This is a genomic window from Christiangramia sp. LLG6405-1 (assembly GCF_045055805.1).
Lineage (GTDB): Bacteria > Bacteroidota > Bacteroidia > Flavobacteriales > Flavobacteriaceae > Christiangramia.
Genome location: NZ_CP159330.1, coordinates 1,997,102 through 2,015,785, shown reverse-complemented (window position 1 = coordinate 2,015,785; position 18,684 = coordinate 1,997,102). Strand labels below are relative to the sequence as shown.

Here is an 18,684-nt window from a genome sequence, read left to right as displayed (position 1 = left end):
CATATGAAAGCAGCAAATAGCAATAAAGCCTGGAACGAGATAAGAACGAATGATTCCTGGGCGATTTTTAAGATAATGGGTGAATTCGTGAATGGATACGAGAAACTAAGCCAGATTGGACCTTGTGTTTCTATTTTTGGATCTGCACGAACTAAACCAGATATGAAGTATTACGGACTGGCCGAAAAAGTGGCGAAAAAGATCGTTGATCATGGCTATGGCGTCATCACTGGTGGTGGTCCCGGGATCATGGAGGCTGGTAACAAAGGAGCTCACCTTGCCGGCGGTACATCTGTTGGACTTAATATCGATCTTCCTTTTGAGCAGCATGACAATCCATATATAGATAACGATAAAAGTCTTGATTTTGATTATTTCTTCGTTAGAAAGGTAATGTTCGTAAAGTATTCACAGGGGTTTGTAGTAATGCCTGGTGGTTTTGGTACGCTCGATGAATTGTTCGAAGCGATTACTCTAATTCAAACACATAAGATCGATAAGTTTCCAATCATTCTTGTTGGTACAGAATTCTGGGGAGGTCTTGTTGAATGGATCAAAACTACCCTTCTTGATAGTTTTCAAAATATTAGTCCTGCAGATATTGATCTGGTACAGGTCGTAGATACTGAAGACGAAGTAATAGACATCCTGGATAAATTCTATGATGAATATAACTTAAGCCCGAATTTCTAATATTTTCAACTGCTGAAGGTATCAAACTTTGTTTATATTTAGATCTGATTTTTATCAGCACTAAACTTAAATTTCGTTGAAATACCTTCAGTGTTTCTTTCTAGTCTTACTTTTCCCATTATGGCTCTCTGCACAAAATGCCATGAAGGTGAACGCCCGTCTGGTTGACAGTCTTCATACTATTGAAGTCGACCAGCAAATTACTTTTGTTAATACCGAAGAAAGAGAACTGGTAAGTATTTACCTGAATGACTGGAACAATGCATTTAGTTCCAAGACTTCTCCTCTGGCGAAAAGGTTTGCTGAAGATTTTGCCCGCCGCTTTCATTTTGCCAGGCAGGAAGAACGTGGTCATACTACTATTGAGTCAATTAATTCTGCTGAAGGATCCTCTCTGGAATGGGATCGTCCCGGCAATATTGAAGACCTCGTACGAGTATTTCTCCCCGAACCACTGGCCTCCGGAGATTCCATTACCCTAAAGCTTCAATATGACTTAAAAATACCTGATGACAAATTCACCCGATTTGGTCGCAATGGTGAAGGGAATTACAAATTGCGTTACTGGTACATGACTCCTGCCCCACTGGATAACGGTTGGAAACTTTACAGTCACAAGGATCTCGGCACCCAATATGTAAGCCCATATAGCATTGAGATCGATATCGATATTCCTACCGAATATTATGCAGCTTCAGGATTAGACCTTACCCGCACCCAAACCAGAAAAGGTTTTAAGACCATTCATTTTAGCGGAGACCAACGCGTGGACAGCAAAATGTACTTAACCAACACTTACATTTTTGAATCTCTACCTGCAAACTCGAATAAGGTCATAACCAATATTCGTGATGAAGATATTGAGCTGGAAAACAAAACAAAGCTGCTCTCCCGAACTTTCAGTTTTCTTGAAGATCGACTGGGAAGTTATCCCAACGAAAATATCTTTATTACCCAGGAAGATTATCAGAATAGTCCTATTTATGGACTAAATCAATTACCTGGTTTTATACGTCCGTTTCCCGACGGATTTCAATATGATCTGAAGCTATTCAAAACTGTAACTAATTACTATCTCCAGAACTCAGTTTTCATCAATCCAAGAACGGAGAAATGGGTGACCGATGCTATTCTGGTTTCATTAATGATCGATTACGTGGACACCTACTATCCTAAAATGAAACTTATTGGGAACTTAAGTGACATAATTGGAATTCGCTGGTTCCATGCTGCAGATCTTGAATTTAACGATCAATACCAGTTCCTTTACATGAACGTGGCCAGGATGAATATTGATCAGCCACTAAATACCAGCCAGGATTCGCTGGTCAAATTCAATAAAAATATTGCAAACGCCTATAAAGCTGGTGTAGGGATCAAATACCTTGAAGAGTTTCTAGGAGACTCGACGGTTTCAAAATCGATTGGTGAATTTTATAAGAATTATAAACTGAAACCTACTAGCGATGATCAGTTTGCAGAGATCCTTCAGAAGAATGCAGGGAAAGATATTTCATGGTTTTTTGAAGATTACGTAGGAAGCAACACTAAAATTGATTTTAAGATTCAGAAGGTAACAAAAAGAGAGGACGATTCTCTGGATGTTCAAATTCAAAATTTAAGGCAGAACGAAATGCCTATTAGTCTCTACGGACTTAAGGACGGAAAATCGATCTATAAGACCTGGGTTGAAAAGGTTCGGGATACCAAAACCGTTACTGTACCCCGAATGGATATCGAAAGACTAGCTTTAAATTATGAAGCAGAGATTCCGGAGTTTAATCAAAGAAACAATTACAAGAGAGTAACCACGCTCCTCAATAAGCCTATACAATTCAGATTGCTTCAGGATATTGAAGATCCAAGGTATAACCAGATCTTTTTTATGCCAGAGTTTGATTTTAACCTATATGATGGTATTTCCATTGGACCAAAACTTTATAACAAAACAGTCCTGAGCAAAACTTTCAACTTTTCACTTTCTCCAAAATATGGTTTTGGCAGTGAAACTGTTGTTGGGTCGGCATCATTCTATAACGCTCATCAGTTCGAGAATAATGACCTGTACCTTATCTATTATGGTATTGGCGGTTCACGGTATTCGTATGGATATGATCTATTCTACCAGAAGTACAGTCCATTCCTGGTATTTGCTTTCAGAAACTCATATTTAAGGAGTAATGAAAGTCAGCGTTTATTGATTAGAAACATTAATGTTCATCGGGATCAAAATCCTGAGGATCCACTCCTTCAGCCAGATTATAATGTTCTGAATGTAAAATACAGCTATAGCAATCCTAACTTTCTAAAGCATTTAACCGCCTCTTTCGATTATCAGCTATCAGATAAGTTCAGTAAAATAGCGGTTACAGCAGAGTATAGAAAATTGTTTACCAACAACAGGCAAATCAATTTAAGGTTCTTTGGAGGAACATTTTTATACAATGATGCCCGTAATAATGATTACTTCAGTTTTGCGCTGGATCGTCCTACAGATTACCTTTTTGACTATAATTACTACGGAAGAAGCCAGGGAAGCGGACTATTCAGTCAACAAATCATTGTTGCTGAAGGTGGCTTCAAATCTCAACTGCAACCGGAATACGCCAATGAGTGGATCACCACCATGAACGCAAGTACAAATATCTGGAAATGGATCTACGCTTATGGTGATGTAGGGATTGTAAAGAATCGGCACGAAAATGGGAAATTACTTTACGATTCCGGTATACGTATGAGTCTGGTTCAGGATTATTTTGAACTGTTTCTTCCGGTTTATTCCAACCTGGGCTGGGAAGTAGCTCAGGAAAATTATGATGAAAAGATCAGGTTCATCGTCTCCCTTGATATTGGCACAATTATAAAGCTATTTACAAGACGCTGGTATTAAATATATTCCCTTACGTTATACTCATAACAATTTCGTATTTATCAACAAATTCTGGATCTAACGCCTATTATTTCTGAAATAAATAATAAATAAAGGTTAAAATTGAATTATTATCAGTTTTGTGGTCAAAATTTGAATTGTGTATAATTTTGATTTTCGCTACATTTGCTACTATTCAAAATAATGTTCATGCAAAGCGAAACACAAACTGAAAATTCTATTTCATTTGATGAATTCAAGTCTCAGGTACTTGAAGATTACAAAATTGCTGTCACCAGCAGAGAGTGTAGTCTTTTAGGTAGACGAGAAGTACTTACCGGGAAGGCGAAGTTCGGAATATTTGGAGATGGAAAGGAAGTACCACAACTGGCGATGGCCAAAGCTTTCAAGAATGGTGATTTTCGATCGGGTTATTACCGCGATCAAACTTTTATGATGGCTATAGGCGCTCTTACTCCGGAGCAGTTGTTTGCCGGTTTATATGCAGATACGAATCTGGAAAATGAACCAATGTCTGCCGGAAGACAGATGGGTGGTCATTTTATGACGCATAGCCTTGATGAAAATGGAGAATGGAAAAATTTAATGGAACAAAAGAATTCCAGTTCAGATATTTCTCCTACTGCCGGGCAAATGCCGAGACTACTTGGTCTTGCTCAGGCATCCAAGATCTATAGAAATGTTGACGGAATTTCTGCAGAGAAATTTACAGATAATGGAAACGAAGTAGCATGGGGAACAATCGGGAATGCCAGTACAAGTGAAGGTCATTTCTGGGAAACCATTAATGCTGCCGGTGTTTTGCAGGTACCAATGGTGATGAGTGTCTGGGATGATGAGTATGGTATTTCTGTACACGCCAGACATCAAACCACTAAAGAAAATATATCTGAAATCCTTAAAGGCTTTCAGCGTGATGAGGACCATGATGGTTATGAAATCATTGTGGTAGAAGGCTGGAATTATCCGGCATTGGTAGATGCCTATGAAAAAGCATCCTCTATTGCACGTGCCGAGCATTGCCCGGTTTTAATTCATGTTCAGCAATTAACTCAGCCGCAAGGTCACTCAACTTCAGGATCTCACGAGAGATATAAATCTGAAGACCGGTTGAACTGGGAGAAGGAACATGATTGTAATGTGAAATTCCGTGAGTGGATCATAGAAAATAATTTCTCCAATGCTGAAGATCTTGAAGTCATGGAGAAAGAGATCAAAAAACAGGTAAGAACCGCTAAAAGCAACGCCTGGAATAATTACTTAAAACCAACTCTTGCTCGAAAGAAGCAAGTTGTAGAACTTCTTGGTAAGGTAGCTGGTAATAGTTCTAACGGAAACTTTATCAATTCTCTCAAAGAGAATATTGCGAATGACAGAGAACCTTTAAAGAAAGATCTTATTTCTGCTGCAAGACAAACCTTGAGATATACAATCGGTGAATCTTCTGCTGAAAAAGATGAATTACTTAACTGGTTGAGTGAATTTGGAGAAGAAAATAAAGGTGAATACAGTTCGCACCTTTATATCGAAGAGAATACGCTAACAGAAGTATTGCCTGAATATAATGAGGAAGCAGATGAAGTTGATGCTCGGATTATACTAAGAGACAATTTCGATCAGATCTTTGAAAATCATGCAAATGCTTTGATATTTGGTGAAGATGCAGGTGAAATTGGTGATGTGAACCAGGGTCTGGAAGGACTTCAGAATAAATACGGGAAATTCAGAGTTTCTGATGCCGGAATTAGAGAAGCAACTATACTTGGACAGGGAATTGGAATGGCAATGAGAGGATTACGTCCAATTGCAGAGATCCAGTATCTTGACTATGTAATGTACTGTCTTCAAGGAATGAGTGATGATCTTGCAACCCTTCACTACAGAACTAAAGGAATGCAGAAGGCACCACTAATCGTTAGAACCAGAGGGCATCGCCTGGAAGGTATTTGGCATAGTGGTTCACAAATGGCCGGTATTCTTAATCTTGTAAGAGGAATGTACGTGCTTGTTCCAAGAAACATGACGAAAGCTGCTGGTTTCTACAATCATCTTCTTGAATTAGATACTCCTTCATTAGTGATTGAGTGCCTAAACGGATATAGACTTAAAGAAAAGCTACCTACGAACCTAAAAGATATCAAGACACCTATTGGAGTTACTGAAACTTTAAAAGAAGGTACAGATATCACTCTTGTTTCCTACGGTTCTACCTTGCGAATCGTTGAAGAAGTAGCGAAGGAACTGGCTCAGGTTGATATTGATGCCGAGGTGATAGATGTTCAGTCTTTATTACCTTTTGATATTAACCATGACATCGTAAATAGTGTTCAGAAAACAAACCGACTACTGGTAATCGATGAAGATGTTCCTGGAGGAGCTTCAGCCTATATCCTGCAGAAAGTTCTTGATGAACAGAATGCATACAGATACCTGGACAGTAAACCGCAAACATTAAGCGCTAAAGAACATAGGCCAGCTTATGGTACAGACGGTGATTATTTCTCTAAGCCATCTGCGGAAGATATTTTCGAAAAAATTTATGCGATCATGCACGAAACGAATCCGAATAAATATCCGAAATTACGATAGTGAAGTCTATCTGTTATTATATAAGCCGCGAATCATTCGCGGCTTTTTTGTTTTCTTTAAGCACACTTTAAGACGTGCTTTCGATAGACTTATTTCTAAGATCGTAGCTTTATAATTATTCAAATAATAAAGATTATGGGTAAGGAAATTGAAGACGTGATCAAAAATCACGAACGAGAAGGAAAATATTTTGACATTAACGGTATTAATACATTCGCTCTGGACAAGGGAAGTGGTGAAGTGGTTTTTTGTGTTCATGGGGTGCCTACTTCCTCCTTTCTATATAGAAAAGTTATAGATTCATTAGTTGAGAAAGGTCGTCGTGGTGTATCTGTGGATCTTCCCGGACTTGGTCTTACCGACAGGCCGGAAGATTTTAATTATGAATTCAATAATTTCGCCGACTTCCTTACAGACTGTCTAAAAGAATTAAACATTGAAAAGTTTCATTTAGTTGTTCATGACATTGGTGGTCCTGTTGGGTTTGCGCTAGCTGCCAAGAATCTTGAAAAGGTACAATCGATTACTATACTGAATACCATGATAGATATTCAGAATTTCAAGAAGCCACTGGTAATGCGACCATTCGAGAAAAAAGTTTTGGGCGAAGCCGAATTAATTTCGATCACTCACGCTACCTGGCCAGTTATGTTTTCTCAAATGGGCGTCAATGATTCATCCTGCTCTTCTTCTGCGGAAATTAAAGCTTACGTTGATCTTCTGAAAAGAGAAGATGATGGAAAAGCTTTTCTGAAGCTTATGAGAAATTTCAACCAAACTGAAGAATTCCAGAATTTAGTACAGACTGCTTTGAAAAATGTAGACTATCCAATTCAGGCAGTATGGGGTGAGGATGATCCGGCTCTAACCTACGACCATTTCAGAAAAGAGCTGCAAAAATTGACCGATACTCAGGAAACTCATTTGCTCTCTTCAAGACATTTTCTGCAGGAAGAGGTTCATGAGGAAATTGCTGAAAAAATTGATGACTTAATTAAAAGAACGTACTAGATTCCAAACATCAAGGACTAAAAAAAGCCGTGTATTTCTACATGGCTTTTTTTACCCTTTCTTAAACCCTGACTGAGAGGAATTTATAAAATCACTTCAGGTCTACAGTCATCTCTTCTATATTTAAGAATATCTACAAATAAAATTTGCCTGTTTTGAGAAAGCCCTACCATAATTGTACAATCTGAGTAGCCTTTCATATCGTTTTTATAAGTATGATCTTCGATTTCAGATGCTTCAGTAGTAACTCATTTCAATACATTAGTCCTCCTTCGGAACTTCTTGGTATTCACTTAATCTTAATCTTCAGAATATAGAAAAATCAGCAATATGTAAATCAGAATGAGAAGCTGTCTTAAGTAGAAGTTTCCAGATCATCCAAAATTTTAGTCATTTCCAGATACCGTAAAGTTATACTTAAACATCTTGTTTTAAATAATCCTATAACCAGGTGAAGTTAGTCAGCTTGAAACCAACAAAACAATCATCTGCGCAATCCTTATTTACATAGCCACAGGTATTGATAACTCCTTCAGAAGTAGTATCAAAATATATAAGGTTGGAATCAGTATCTACAGTCAGATACTCTGCAAAACAAAGGCTATATAGTTCATCTATGGTCAGAATATCTGCTCCACTCTCATGAGTTCCAAGATCAGATTCTGCCTCTAGATATTCCTCTACAATTTCAGTTTCGGCTGGATTCTCTTCCTGGGGCTGGGTAGAGGTAAATTCTCTACTTACTACTTCTCCATTTTCAACCTTAATTGTAGTTGAAGTAGCGAAGCCTGTCCAGGATACTGTTTCTATGGTATACTTATAGCTATCCTTGTTAGTACTTTTCAATGAAAGCCATAAATCTTTACTTTCTGAAGAATTGATGCCACTTTCACCAACGAATTCCTTTTCATTTGCAGACTTATCATCGCTACTACATGAGCTAAGGCTTACAACTGTTAGAAATAGAACAAAGAATTTGTATACTATTTTCGGGAATTCCATAATCATCTAAAATTTAGTTCTACTATAAAGACGTTCTTTTCTTGAAATGGTTGCGTGCAATCTCTATGGAATCCACTTTTTTTCGAAATTCGGCTTTCTTTTCTCTAAAAATGCATCTCTACCTTCCTTAGCTTCATCTGTCATATAAGCCAGCCTGGTAACTTCACCTGCAAACACCTGCTGCCCTACCATCCCATCATCGGTTAGATTCATAGCGAATTTCAGCATTTTGATAGAAGTCGGTGATTTTTCTAAAATTTCCTGTGCCCATTCAAAGGCAGTAGTTTCCAATTCTTTGTGCGGGATCACAGCATTCACCATACCCATTTCATAAGCTTCCTGAGCAGAATAGTTTCTTCCTAAAAAGAAGATCTCTCTGGCTTTCTTCTGCCCTACCATTTTTGCAAGGTATGCAGAGCCATATCCGGCATCAAAACTGGTGACATCTGCATCTGTCTGTTTAAAGATCGCATGTTCCTTAGAAGCCAGCGTAAGATCGCAGACCACATGTAAGCTGTGACCTCCACCTACTGCCCAACCGGGAACCACACAGATCACTGCTTTTGGCATAAATCTAATTAAGCGCTGTACTTCAAGAATATTCAGTCTATGATATCCATCCTCACCAACATAACCCTGGTGACCTCTCGCTTTCTGGTCTCCTCCACTGCAAAATGCCCATTTTCCATCTTTTGTAGAAGGTCCTTCAGCGGAAAGTAGTACCACTCCAATAGAAGTATCTTCATGTGCATCCTGAAAAGCATGCAGAAGCTCTGAAGTTGTTTTTGGTCTGAAGGCATTTCTAACATCTGGTCGGTTAAATGCAATTCTCGCAACCCCGTCTGCCTTCTTATAGGTTATATCATCATATTCACGTACTGTTTTCCAGTTTATCGTAGCCATACAAATAGTTTTCAGTAAAAATAAAGTTTTAAGTTCACTTCAGAAAGTAGATAAAAAAACCTGTTCCAGGGAACAGGTTTAGATCATACTCAATGGATGATTATTGCATATATTTTGCCATCATAGGTTGTAATTCCATTCCCCAGGCCTGGCCTATCTCCATAGCTTTTTTCGTTATGTCTGGAGTAAGTTCAACCATCTTCTCTCCTACCGGTGTAGCATAGAATGCAAGAATCTCGTCAAGTTCTTCTTCTGTAAACTTTTCAGTATAGATCACCGCCATTTTCTTATACAATTCCTCAGTACTGGCAGAAAGTTCTTTCTTAAATTCATCTCTTTTATCTTCAGCAACCATTTTCACGATCGGCTCGGTCATAATATCAAATTGCTGACCTGAAGTAAGCTCTATTAATTTAATCGCTTTTGTTTCTTCTGAAGTCATTTGCTCCTGCGCAATAGAGGAAAATCCTATAAACGCAACTCCGATACTTAATATTAATTTTTTCATATTTGTGTTCGATTTTATAATTTGGAAGTGAAAATAATCGTTTTTACAAAACTGTTTCAATAATTTCTAAAAGAATTGGAACATATTTAATGTTTTTGCACCATTTTTGATATTCCTCAGAAAAAACTGATCATGAGAATTCTTTACATCCTACTTTTTTTGCTGGCAGGTTTTAGTACTTCTGCCCAGGAATTCGGGTATTGGGATCGTGAGGACTTCGAAATTGGCAATCGTGGTATTCAAAACGACTGGAAAGATTTCAGTTTTAACTGGCAACAACCTTCAGAATTTAATATTTCTGATGGTTCTTTTATGCATCTGCGGAATGATATTCAGAAAGACCAGATCGATATGCTGGCAATTATAGACAAATCTAATAGAAATAAAATCACTCGAGAAATCGACCTTGGATCTCCGCTTCCGCAGAGAACAAGAGAAAAGAAAATATTTGAAGTAACGGGAAATATCCAGGCTAGAGATAGAAATGATTCATTTAGCAACTCATTCTACAATCCTTTCCTGAACAATTACAATCAGCGTAGTTATGGAGTGAGAAGATATAACACTCCGTATCGATATATCTATTGATCCTGCTCTTCCACTTTTAAAGTGATTCCATCTTCATTCAAATCGATTTGCCTGTTCTTGTATAGGCTACCAATTGCTTTCTTAAAGCTCTTTTTACTCATTTGCAATCTGGATTTGATATCTGCAGGATCAGACTTATCTGTTAGATCAATAAAACCTCCGGAAGACTCGAGTTTATCCAGAATTTTCTGGGCATTTGGCTCGATACTTCGATATCCCGGCCTTTGCAACATGATATCGATCTTATTATCGGTTCTAATTTTCTTGATAAAACCTCTTAGAGAATCACCAATTCGCAGTTTTTTAAAGACTTCATCGTGATAGATCAAACCTAAGTGCAACTGGTTAATGATCACATTAAAACCAAGGTCGGTTTCGTTACTCACAATTAGATCAACTTCTTCAAATGGTTCCAGGGTAAGTTCAGAATTATCAAGAAATGCATGTACTTTGGAAGATGCAGTAAGTCGTTCTGTTTCGAGATCCAGGTAACAAAATACGAGATAGCGCTCTCCTTTTTGCATAGGGATCACCTGTTCCTTAAATGGAACAAAAAGATGCTTCTCCAGTCCCCAATCCAGGAATGCCCCGAATTTACTGACCTCAACACAGGTAAGATTTTCAAATTGATCTAACTTGATCTTCGGCTTCAAAGTTGTTGCTACCGGTCTTTCTGAATGATCCAGGTACACAAAAACATTGATCTTATCATAGACCATCCAGGTTTCAGGAACGTACTTATTAGGCAAAAGCACCTCGTCACCGGCATCATTCTCAAGATACACACCGTGATCACTTTCTCTAATAATACTTAATTCATGGTATTCTCCTAACCTGATCATAGTCTAAAAATTTAGCATACAAAGATACTGTTAATCAGCAATAAAAAAATCCGTTTATGAGATTATCACACAAACGGATCTTTATATATGGTTGAAGTAGCTTATTTGTACATACTTTCTTTACCAAAATGCTTGGTTAGAAGATAGTAAATTACCACTCTGTATTTATTACGATTTGATTTTCCATACTTTTCCATCACCTGATCGATCGCTTCGTCTGCTTTCTCTTCATCAGTCACTCCAAGTTTTTTCATAACGAAGTTGTTCTTTACTGTCTCAACTTCAGATTTACTGGAAGCCGCAACAGTTTCAGCATCGGCGTTATAAATACTTGGACCCATGGATTGAGCCAGTTTCCGCAGAAGATCCACATCAGGATTATCCTCTCCCACTTTGGTTTTAAGGTCATCGATATACTGACCTACTTTTTCATCAAGTTTACTCATGATCTAAATTTTAAGTTTTAGCTCAGGTAAGTTAATAAAAAAGTAAAAAAGAAGCCTATAGCAGCCGACTAAGATTTCATAAAACTAAAATATTCCAGCAATACCTTATCGTTCATTTTACGCGGAGTAAAAATTTCAAGCAATTTAGGATTTTCAGAAGCATCAAAAAATGCATTCAGTTCATGCTCTATTTCCTGTTCATTGGCAGCTTTGGAATAGTCGAAACCATACAATTCACAAACAGGTTTCGCCTGCAATTCATGAGTAGTTTCGAAAAAAGTGTCAAAATTCTCTGAATCTTTATTTCCCGGCAATATTCTGAAAATACCTCCACCACTATTATTCAGTAAAATTATGCGGTAATTTGTTGGTATATGATCATTCCAAAGTGCATTGCTGTCATAGAAAAAGCTTAGATCCCCAGTAATGAACAAAACAGGTTTATCTGAAGCTACCGCTGCTCCAATAGAAGTTGATGTACTACCATCGATCCCACTGGTTCCTCGATTACAAAAAGTGTTCAGACTTCGATCCCATTCAAAAAGCTGCGCATATCTAATGGTAGAACTATTCGCGAAATGAACGATACTGTGATCTGGCACCTCTGGCACGATCAATTGCATCGCTTTAAGGTCTGAATATGGGATCTCAGACATATATTCTTCGTGACGATGCTGCCTGTTCGACTTTATATCTTTCCAGAAATTTCCATAATCGCTGACAACTGTCTCTGTAAGTGGCATGAATGATTGAAAGAAATCATTTACCTCTGTTTCAAAATGTTTATTAAGACAAAAGAAGGTATTATAAGCCTTTTTAGAATCTACATGCCAGTGATGCTTAGGATTGTAATTCCGCAGAAAGTTTTTGATCTTTTTTGATACGATCATTCCGCCGAAAGTGAGCAAAATATCAGGTTGTAATTTCCTGAATAATTCCTCTTTATTTTCTTCCTTTTCGATAGGTCCTACTAACGTATCGATCCTGGTAAAGAAATCTGGATGATGAATATTCGATGTGGTTTCAGTAAAAACGATCACGCTGGGATCTTTAGCCAGCATATCCAAAAATTGCTGTTCTATCAGGTTTGGCTGGGCGACCCCGACGATCACCATCTTACGTTTGGCGCAATTCCACTCCTGCACATAGCTGTTCAATTGCACTTCTGTATAGTGTTTCTCATTGACCTCGGGCAGGATCTGCAATGGATCTACTTCTATATGTTCTACCGTATCATAAAGTGGCTCGTAGAAAGGCACATTAATATGAACAGGCCCTTTATCTTCTATCGCCTTATTCAAAGCGAGGTTGATTTCCCGCTCGTTATGTTTACGTGCTTCAAATTGTTTCTGCTGAAGCTTGGCGTCTTCAGATTGATGTTCCAGTACCAGTTCAGAATAGAGATTGGCAGAGTACAGGATATGATTTTCGAAAACGTTCTTCTGCCTGATGGTTTGTCCATCACCAATATCAATACGCTCTATGGGACGATCTGCGGAAATTACCACTAATGGAATATCGCTATAAAATGCTTCGGCGATCGCCGGATAATAATTTAGCAGTGCTGAACCTGAAGTACATACCAGTGCCACAGGAGTCCTTTTCTGTTGAGCAATTCCCAGTGCGAAAAATGCTGCACAGCGCTCGTCTACAATACTATAAGCTGTAATATCATCATGATGAGTAAAACCGATCGTTAAGGGCGCATTTCTTGAACCTGGTGAAATTACTACATGCTCTATATTCTTGGCAACACAAAGAGCTACCACAGATCTCGCTACCGGAATTTTTGAATATTTCATAGACTCCCAAAATTAGTATTTACGTCTAAGCTGGAAAGAGTTTTTGAAGCTTATTTAACAAGAACCCTGCGCATTGTGACAGATTTATTTACCGTCTCATTCCATTCTTCCCCTGCGTTGGAATCTTTGGTGATGCCACCACCAACAAAAATTGTCGCGATATCCTGTTCCAGTTTCATGCAGCGAAGATTAACATACAAGTTAGAAACTCTGGAAATCGAAGCAAATTGCTGATTTTCCTGATTCCTTCGATTTGAATTCCTCTTCACTTCCCTGCTGAGTTGAACTTCCCCCAGATATCCACTATAATATTCTCTGTCCATTTCTTCATTTTGAAGGATAAACTGTAGTGCCTCAGCTTTCGGTATACCACAGATCGCCGGTGTTGGATGAAGCGCAGTCACGATTCTTGAAAGTGCAGAACTGGAATCAAAGGATCCCTGGATGTCGGTTCTTATATGCAATAGGTTTCCTGCTCTTACATTATAAGGCTCCCCGATCTTCAGTTCTTTTACTTCTGAAATCTTTTGCAACTCTTTATCAATATAACTGGTTACAATTGCCTGCTCCTCTATTTCTTTTTTACGCCAGGTAATTTCCGAACCTTCTTCGTAAACCTGTGTGCCGGCAAGAGCCATCGTTTTAAATCTGTTACGTTCAGAATGTAAAAGAGTTTCCGGAGTAGCGCCCATCCAGGTGCCGGTTTCCGGATGATACCAGAAATAGACGAAAGCCTCCTCATACCTGTCGAGTAATCTTCTGAAAATGGGAATGGGATCGGGATCATGAACCTTTACCTTTTCAGCCCTCGCCAGTACGATCTTATCAATACTGCTAGTTTTGATCTGGTCGATCCCAGATTGCACTAATTGTTCATGCTTGATCTGGTCCCGAGAATTCCTAGTTGGCATGGGTTGTTCCGGCTGCGGGGGAACTGGCTGACTTACTGGTCGGTTTTCGTAATTACAATTAAAAACTTCAGCTTCAGCAATAGGAATAAGCAGGGATGGATTCAGAGAATCAAAGGCAGCAAATACAAATCCCGGCGTGTCCAGACCTTTGCCACTATAGCTTTCCGAAGAGATTTGACAGATTAGCTTTACACTTTTTTCCCCAGGTTTGCGATAGGCGACAAATGGAAATTGTTTCTCGGTCTGAGTTCTTATACTGGCAAATAATTCTTCTTCTGTAATCATTTGGTTTCTTTTGGAAGAGCAATGGTCGTTAACTTCACCAGAGAGATCAAACGATCCTCCTCATCTGTGATCTTTATTTCAAATAATTGCGTGGTTCGACCTTTATGAATAAAAGTCGCTTTGGCATAAACCCATCCTTCTTTTACACTTCTAAGATGATTTGCAGCGATCTCAATGCCCCGAATAAAAAAATTATCGGTATCCAGAAAAACATAACTGGCCATACTTCCAACACTTTCTGCCAGGGCTACCGTCGCACCGCCGTGTAAAACTCCATCAGGTTGATGAACTCTGGAATTCACCGGCATTTTAGCGATCAGGTAATCTTCCCCAATTTCAGAAAACTCTATTTCAAGGGTTTCCATAAGTGTGTTCTTACAGACCTTTTTTGAAAGTTGCAGTACTTCTTCCTTCGTCATCTTTTAAAAGATTGGTTTATTTGTAAAAATACAAAACCTGCGACAACCATGAGTAAGGAGAAAAGTCTTTCTTATACCATCCACAACACCTATTCTACCCTTAATGAACATTCTGAAAATACCAGAACTGTATGGCTGGTGCTCCACGGAATCGGTTATTTAAGCAGGTATTTTATAAGACATTTCAATCACCTGGATACTGAAAATTATATCATTGCTCCACAGGCTCAATCGAAATATTATCTCAATGGAGAATACAGGCATATGGGCGCTTCCTGGCTTACCCGGGAGAATCTTGAAGCCGAGATCGAAAACGTTCTGAAGTATCTAGATGCTGTTTTTCATGCTGAAGGTCTTTCTAATGTTCATAAACTGAATATTCTCGGTTATTCACAAGGTGTTTCTGTCGCTACCAGGTTCGTAGCCAGACGCAAAATTAAATGCGCGAATCTTATTATGCACTCCGGAAAAGTACCGCAGGAACTTAACAAGGCAGATTTTGATTTTCTGAAAGAAACCAATTTTCACTTTATATACGGAATACAGGATGAGTACCTCAAAAAAGGGATCGTAGAAGTTGAAGAATCAAGATTGAAGGAAATATTTGGAGAGGAGATCAATATTCATCCTTTTGAAGGTGGACACGAACTAAATCAGGAAATTATCACTAAAATTGCTAAAACGAGCTAATGCCGAAAAGTAGATCAATTTTGAGATCTCTGGGTCCTGGCTTCTTGCTTGCCGGAGCCGCAATTGGAGTTTCGCATTTGGTGCAGGCGACCAGAGCCGGTGCAGATTACGGATTCTTGCTCATCTGGATCTTATTGCTCGCCTGCATAACGAAGTATCCATTTCTCGAATTTGGTCCCAGGTACGCTGCTTCCACAGGCGAACATCTCATTCAGGGTTACAGGCGTCTCGGTAAATTGCCTTATGCGCTGTTTATCTTTATTACGGTGGGTAGCATGTTCATTATTCAGGCTGCGGTTACGATCGTAACCGCCGGTCTTGCTGAACGACTTTTTGGAATGGCCTGGGGAACTTTTAGCTGGAGTCTTATCATTTCTGCTATTTGTATCGCTCTACTCCTAATTGGAAGATACCCGGCGCTGGACAAATCCATGAAATTCATCGTTAGCTTACTTGGGTTGGCTACTTTGATCGCAGTCGTACTGGCGTTTGGTGACGGGAGGCTTGATCGTTCGCTATCCATTGCATCACCAGATATCTGGAATACCGCAAGTATAGCTTTTATCATTGCATTTATGGGCTGGATGCCAATTCCGTTAGATGCCGCCGTATGGCATTCGATCTGGACCAGGGAAAAATCAGTATCCACAGGGAAAATAAGTATCAGGGAAGCATTCGCAGATTTCAACGTGGGTTACCTGGCCGCTGCAATTATTGGTCTGTTATTTTTTCTAATGGGAGCACTTATTATGTTTGGTTCAAATACAGAATTTTCCGGGAATGGCGTGGAATTTTCGGGACAGTTGGTAGCGCTTTACGGAGCCACTTTAGGACCCTGGAGCGAAACACTGGTAGCCATCGCTGCCCTAATCGCTATGTTCTCTACTACCCTCGCAGTTACAGATGCCTTTCCCCGGGTGCTTTCCGAAGTTTATTTGATCGAAAAACCTGATGCAACAACCTCTGAAAAATGGAATTCCTACCGACTGGCAATTTTCATCATCCCTGCCGTTGCGCTGGTAATTCTTTCCTATTTTAGTATGACATTTACGGTTCTGATAGATTTCGCTACAGCCTTATCATTTCTATCAGCTCCCTTGCTCGCATGGTTTAATTATAAACTCGTAACCAGCAATGTTATGAGAAAAGAAGACCAGCCTGGTAAGCAGTACCGGATTTTTAGTTTGTGCTGCCTTGTGGTGCTGGTTCTCTTCAATTTCGTTTATATCTATACTTTGCTAAATTGAAAGATCCTTTTTGTTACCAGTTATCTTAGTATCGGTTAGCGTTTTTAAGTATGCTGCCAGAGCGGCCTGTTCGTCTTCATTGAGTTCCAGGTTATCAAAGGGCAAAGTTTGCTGTGGCAGATCAAATCCTAATCCAGCTCCACCTCCTTTATTATAAAAGTCAATTACCTGCTCAAGATTCGTATAAACTCCGTTGTGCATGTATGGAGCAGTTAAAGCTATATTTCGTACTCCTGGGGTTTTGAACATTCCTTTATGCTCTTCAACTCTGTAGCTCCAATAGAAACCGGTATCATCGTCCAGCTTATTATTCGCAGGTGTTTCTGGAACACCTATGATCTCCTTTTCGGTTTCAGTATAGAATGGCGGGACGGTTCCATTGGTTAGAGGTAAAAAATGACAGGTCGCACACAGAGCTTTGCCGGCAAATAAATTAAATCCGCGTTTTTCCTGCTCTGTAAAGGTGTTTTCCTTGCCAGAAATATTTCTATCAAATTTACTATTCATTCCATTAAGCGTAGAAATATATGCAGACAATGCTTTAATAAGTTCTGTATTGCCACGTGGAATACCACCAAAAGTCTCCTTTATCACAACCTGGTAGGTGGAATCCTGTAAAATCTCCTCGGAAAATTCATGCACTCCCGTATCAAATTCTTTTTTATTAGTAAATACTGAAGAGATTTGTTCCATCAAACCTTCAGATCTACCATCCCAGAAGAATCCTCGTTGATAGACCGAATTAATTAGAGTAGGTGTATTTCTACTAAGCTCCATTCCCTGATTATCTTTACTGAAAGTCAACCCATCTGCATAGGCCTTTTCTGGAAGATGACAGGTTGCGCACGCCATACGTCCATTCTTCGAAAGCTTTTTCTCGAAAAATAATTTCTCACCAAGCGCTACTTTCATTCCAGAATTCTTTCTGTTTACATTCTGCATGAAATATTCAGGCTTGAAACTATGCTCTTCAAAAAATGTTGGTGCATTGAAATTGAAAGGTTGATTGGCAGTACCTTCCCACAGTCCTGAAGTATTTCTAATTTGCAGCCATAAACTGGTGATATCGTTTAAATACTCTCTGGTAAACTCGTAACGATCAAACGTCTCGAAATCTGTATTTTCTTCCAGGTAGCTAGCTGAACTTGTAAGCTTTTGCTGGAATCTTTTATCTAAATCTATATCTTTCTGCTGAATGATTTTTTGAATTGTAAAAACATACACCTCATTCAAGGCTTTTAACGAGACCGCCGCCTCCTCTATCCCCAGATGACTAACTGGAGTGTCAAATCCAGTGATCGAATGACTAAGGATCCTGAGTAATTGTTGCTGCGTTGCAATGAAAAAGCGTTCTGTGGTGAGCTCTCGCTTGACTATATTTTTCTGAAGGTTTCCCATTAATCCCAGGGTAACTTTCAGTTCTTCCTGAAATTCCTGCTCTGTAACTTCCCTATTATAAATACTTTCCTCTATCTTTTGCAATCCAACCGCCGGCATAAACCTGGAATTATCCTCAAGAAAGACTGGAAGTGCAGGTCCATTTACACGATGTCCCACTGCAGGATTTAAATACGCCGCAAAGGGTTCAGCTTTTTTCCATTCCTGTCTTGCTTTCTTAAAAAGCTCTTTATTAGATGGATCATCCAGACCATTATTTTTTATTTCAGATAAATGCTGAATACTGTTATTTAACGAATTCTGGTAGAATTTGTGCGCCTGAGTCCAGCCCTGATTATTTTCAGAATTAATAGCAAGATATTCCGATTCTTGCTTACATGAAAACTGGGCAATTAAAATGATTGCCAGAAGTATTTTTTTGAACATATTTCTATAAATGATAACAGGTCTTCGTAAGAAC

General features: G+C 38.9%; 16 protein-coding genes. 7 read left to right on the top strand and 9 right to left on the bottom strand.

Annotation, left to right across the window (positions count from 1 at the left end; translation table 11 throughout):
• Positions 1 to 3 precede the first annotated feature (3 nt).
• From ABVM50_RS09335 to ABVM50_RS09320, 4 genes are all read left to right on the top strand, one after another.
• The gene (locus tag ABVM50_RS09335; RefSeq protein ID WP_026915679.1) at positions 4 to 693 is read left to right on the top strand and encodes a TIGR00730 family Rossman fold protein; all 690 of its coding nucleotides are present in this window, start codon (positions 4 to 6) and stop codon (positions 691 to 693) included.
• A gap of 76 nt (positions 694 to 769) precedes the next feature.
• Positions 770 to 3,583, top strand: a complete 2,814-nt coding sequence (locus tag ABVM50_RS09330; protein ID WP_405198316.1) for a metalloprotease — start codon at positions 770 to 772, stop codon at positions 3,581 to 3,583.
• 189 nt (positions 3,584 to 3,772) lie between these two features.
• Positions 3,773 to 6,172, top strand: coding sequence for a thiamine pyrophosphate-dependent enzyme (locus ABVM50_RS09325; protein ID WP_405198315.1), 2,400 nt, complete (start codon positions 3,773 to 3,775; stop codon positions 6,170 to 6,172).
• Positions 6,173 to 6,307: 135 nt separating this feature from the next.
• The gene (locus tag ABVM50_RS09320) at positions 6,308 to 7,183 is read left to right on the top strand and encodes an alpha/beta fold hydrolase (protein ID WP_405198314.1); all 876 of its coding nucleotides are present in this window, start codon (positions 6,308 to 6,310) and stop codon (positions 7,181 to 7,183) included.
• A gap of 441 nt (positions 7,184 to 7,624) precedes the next feature.
• On the opposite strand, the gene ABVM50_RS09315 is transcribed toward ABVM50_RS09320, so the two are convergent.
• The 3 genes from ABVM50_RS09315 to ABVM50_RS09305 form a co-directional block, all read right to left on the bottom strand.
• On the bottom strand, positions 7,625 to 8,185 hold the full coding sequence (locus tag ABVM50_RS09315; RefSeq protein WP_405198313.1) for a hypothetical protein: 561 nt from the start codon (positions 8,183 to 8,185) through the stop codon (positions 7,625 to 7,627).
• Positions 8,186 to 8,248: 63 nt separating this feature from the next.
• Positions 8,249 to 9,088, bottom strand: a complete 840-nt coding sequence (locus ABVM50_RS09310) for a 1,4-dihydroxy-2-naphthoyl-CoA synthase (protein WP_405198312.1) — start codon at positions 9,086 to 9,088, stop codon at positions 8,249 to 8,251.
• Positions 9,089 to 9,188: 100 nt separating this feature from the next.
• A complete protein-coding gene (locus tag ABVM50_RS09305; RefSeq protein WP_405198311.1) occupies positions 9,189 to 9,596 on the bottom strand; it encodes a DUF2059 domain-containing protein in 408 nt (135 codons plus the stop codon).
• A gap of 132 nt (positions 9,597 to 9,728) precedes the next feature.
• Between ABVM50_RS09305 and ABVM50_RS09300 the strand changes: the two genes are divergently transcribed.
• Positions 9,729 to 10,184 carry a hypothetical protein gene (locus ABVM50_RS09300; RefSeq protein ID WP_405198310.1) on the top strand — a complete coding sequence of 152 codons (456 nt, stop codon included), beginning with the start codon at positions 9,729 to 9,731 and terminating at the stop codon, positions 10,182 to 10,184.
• On the opposite strand, the gene ABVM50_RS09295 is transcribed toward ABVM50_RS09300, so the two are convergent.
• The 5 genes from ABVM50_RS09295 to ABVM50_RS09275 all read right to left on the bottom strand — a co-directional run bounded on the left by ABVM50_RS09295 (position 10,178) and on the right by ABVM50_RS09275 (position 14,889).
• Complete coding sequence (locus ABVM50_RS09295; RefSeq protein ID WP_405198309.1) at positions 10,178 to 11,026, bottom strand: S1 RNA-binding domain-containing protein; 849 nt, start codon at positions 11,024 to 11,026, stop codon at positions 10,178 to 10,180. The two genes, ABVM50_RS09300 and ABVM50_RS09295, sit on opposite strands and share 7 nt — an antisense overlap.
• Positions 11,027 to 11,127: 101 nt before the next feature.
• A complete protein-coding gene (locus ABVM50_RS09290) occupies positions 11,128 to 11,472 on the bottom strand; it encodes a DUF2853 family protein (RefSeq protein ID WP_405198308.1) in 345 nt (114 codons plus the stop codon).
• Positions 11,473 to 11,540: 68 nt separating this feature from the next.
• Positions 11,541 to 13,274, bottom strand: coding sequence for a 2-succinyl-5-enolpyruvyl-6-hydroxy-3-cyclohexene-1-carboxylic-acid synthase (gene menD, locus ABVM50_RS09285; RefSeq protein WP_405198307.1), 1,734 nt, complete (start codon positions 13,272 to 13,274; stop codon positions 11,541 to 11,543).
• A gap of 50 nt (positions 13,275 to 13,324) precedes the next feature.
• Positions 13,325 to 14,470 carry a chorismate-binding protein gene (locus ABVM50_RS09280; protein ID WP_405198306.1) on the bottom strand — a complete coding sequence of 382 codons (1,146 nt, stop codon included), beginning with the start codon at positions 14,468 to 14,470 and terminating at the stop codon, positions 13,325 to 13,327.
• Positions 14,467 to 14,889: a PaaI family thioesterase gene (locus ABVM50_RS09275; RefSeq protein WP_141877339.1), complete on the bottom strand. Its 423-nt coding sequence runs from the start codon at positions 14,887 to 14,889 to the stop codon at positions 14,467 to 14,469. The genes ABVM50_RS09280 and ABVM50_RS09275 overlap by 4 nt, the downstream gene beginning before the upstream one ends.
• A 48-nt stretch (positions 14,890 to 14,937) precedes the next feature.
• Here ABVM50_RS09275 and ABVM50_RS09270 point away from each other — a divergent pair, with 48 nt between their 5' ends.
• Complete coding sequence (locus ABVM50_RS09270) at positions 14,938 to 15,579, top strand: alpha/beta hydrolase (RefSeq protein ID WP_405198305.1); 642 nt, start codon at positions 14,938 to 14,940, stop codon at positions 15,577 to 15,579.
• The gene (locus tag ABVM50_RS09265; protein WP_405198304.1) at positions 15,579 to 16,826 is read left to right on the top strand and encodes an Nramp family divalent metal transporter; all 1,248 of its coding nucleotides are present in this window, start codon (positions 15,579 to 15,581) and stop codon (positions 16,824 to 16,826) included. Before ABVM50_RS09270 ends, ABVM50_RS09265 begins: the two co-directional genes overlap by 1 nt.
• On the opposite strand, the gene ABVM50_RS09260 is transcribed toward ABVM50_RS09265, so the two are convergent.
• Positions 16,818 to 18,650, bottom strand: a complete 1,833-nt coding sequence (locus ABVM50_RS09260) for a cytochrome-c peroxidase (protein ID WP_405198303.1) — start codon at positions 18,648 to 18,650, stop codon at positions 16,818 to 16,820. The genes ABVM50_RS09265 and ABVM50_RS09260 overlap by 9 nt on opposite strands.
• Between the last annotated feature and the right edge of the window lie 34 nt (positions 18,651 to 18,684).

Coding starts and splice junctions, on each gene's coding strand:
- ABVM50_RS09335 (WP_026915679.1), top strand. CDS start 4: ATGAAAGCAGCAAATAGCAATAAAGCCTGGAACGAGATAAGAACGAAT.
- ABVM50_RS09325 (WP_405198315.1), top strand. CDS start 3,773: ATGCAAAGCGAAACACAAACTGAAAATTCTATTTCATTTGATGAATTC.
- ABVM50_RS09320 (WP_405198314.1), top strand. CDS start 6,308: ATGGGTAAGGAAATTGAAGACGTGATCAAAAATCACGAACGAGAAGGA.
- ABVM50_RS09315 (WP_405198313.1), bottom strand. CDS start 8,185: ATGGAATTCCCGAAAATAGTATACAAATTCTTTGTTCTATTTCTAACA.
- ABVM50_RS09310 (WP_405198312.1), bottom strand. CDS start 9,088: ATGGCTACGATAAACTGGAAAACAGTACGTGAATATGATGATATAACC.
- ABVM50_RS09305 (WP_405198311.1), bottom strand. CDS start 9,596: ATGAAAAAATTAATATTAAGTATCGGAGTTGCGTTTATAGGATTTTCC.
- ABVM50_RS09300 (WP_405198310.1), top strand. CDS start 9,729: ATGAGAATTCTTTACATCCTACTTTTTTTGCTGGCAGGTTTTAGTACT.
- ABVM50_RS09295 (WP_405198309.1), bottom strand. CDS start 11,026: ATGATCAGGTTAGGAGAATACCATGAATTAAGTATTATTAGAGAAAGT.
- ABVM50_RS09290 (WP_405198308.1), bottom strand. CDS start 11,472: ATGAGTAAACTTGATGAAAAAGTAGGTCAGTATATCGATGACCTTAAA.
- menD (WP_405198307.1), bottom strand. CDS start 13,274: ATGAAATATTCAAAAATTCCGGTAGCGAGATCTGTGGTAGCTCTTTGT.
- ABVM50_RS09280 (WP_405198306.1), bottom strand. CDS start 14,470: ATGATTACAGAAGAAGAATTATTTGCCAGTATAAGAACTCAGACCGAG.
- ABVM50_RS09275 (WP_141877339.1), bottom strand. CDS start 14,889: ATGACGAAGGAAGAAGTACTGCAACTTTCAAAAAAGGTCTGTAAGAAC.
- ABVM50_RS09270 (WP_405198305.1), top strand. CDS start 14,938: ATGAGTAAGGAGAAAAGTCTTTCTTATACCATCCACAACACCTATTCT.
- ABVM50_RS09265 (WP_405198304.1), top strand. CDS start 15,579: ATGCCGAAAAGTAGATCAATTTTGAGATCTCTGGGTCCTGGCTTCTTG.
- ABVM50_RS09260 (WP_405198303.1), bottom strand. CDS start 18,650: ATGTTCAAAAAAATACTTCTGGCAATCATTTTAATTGCCCAGTTTTCA.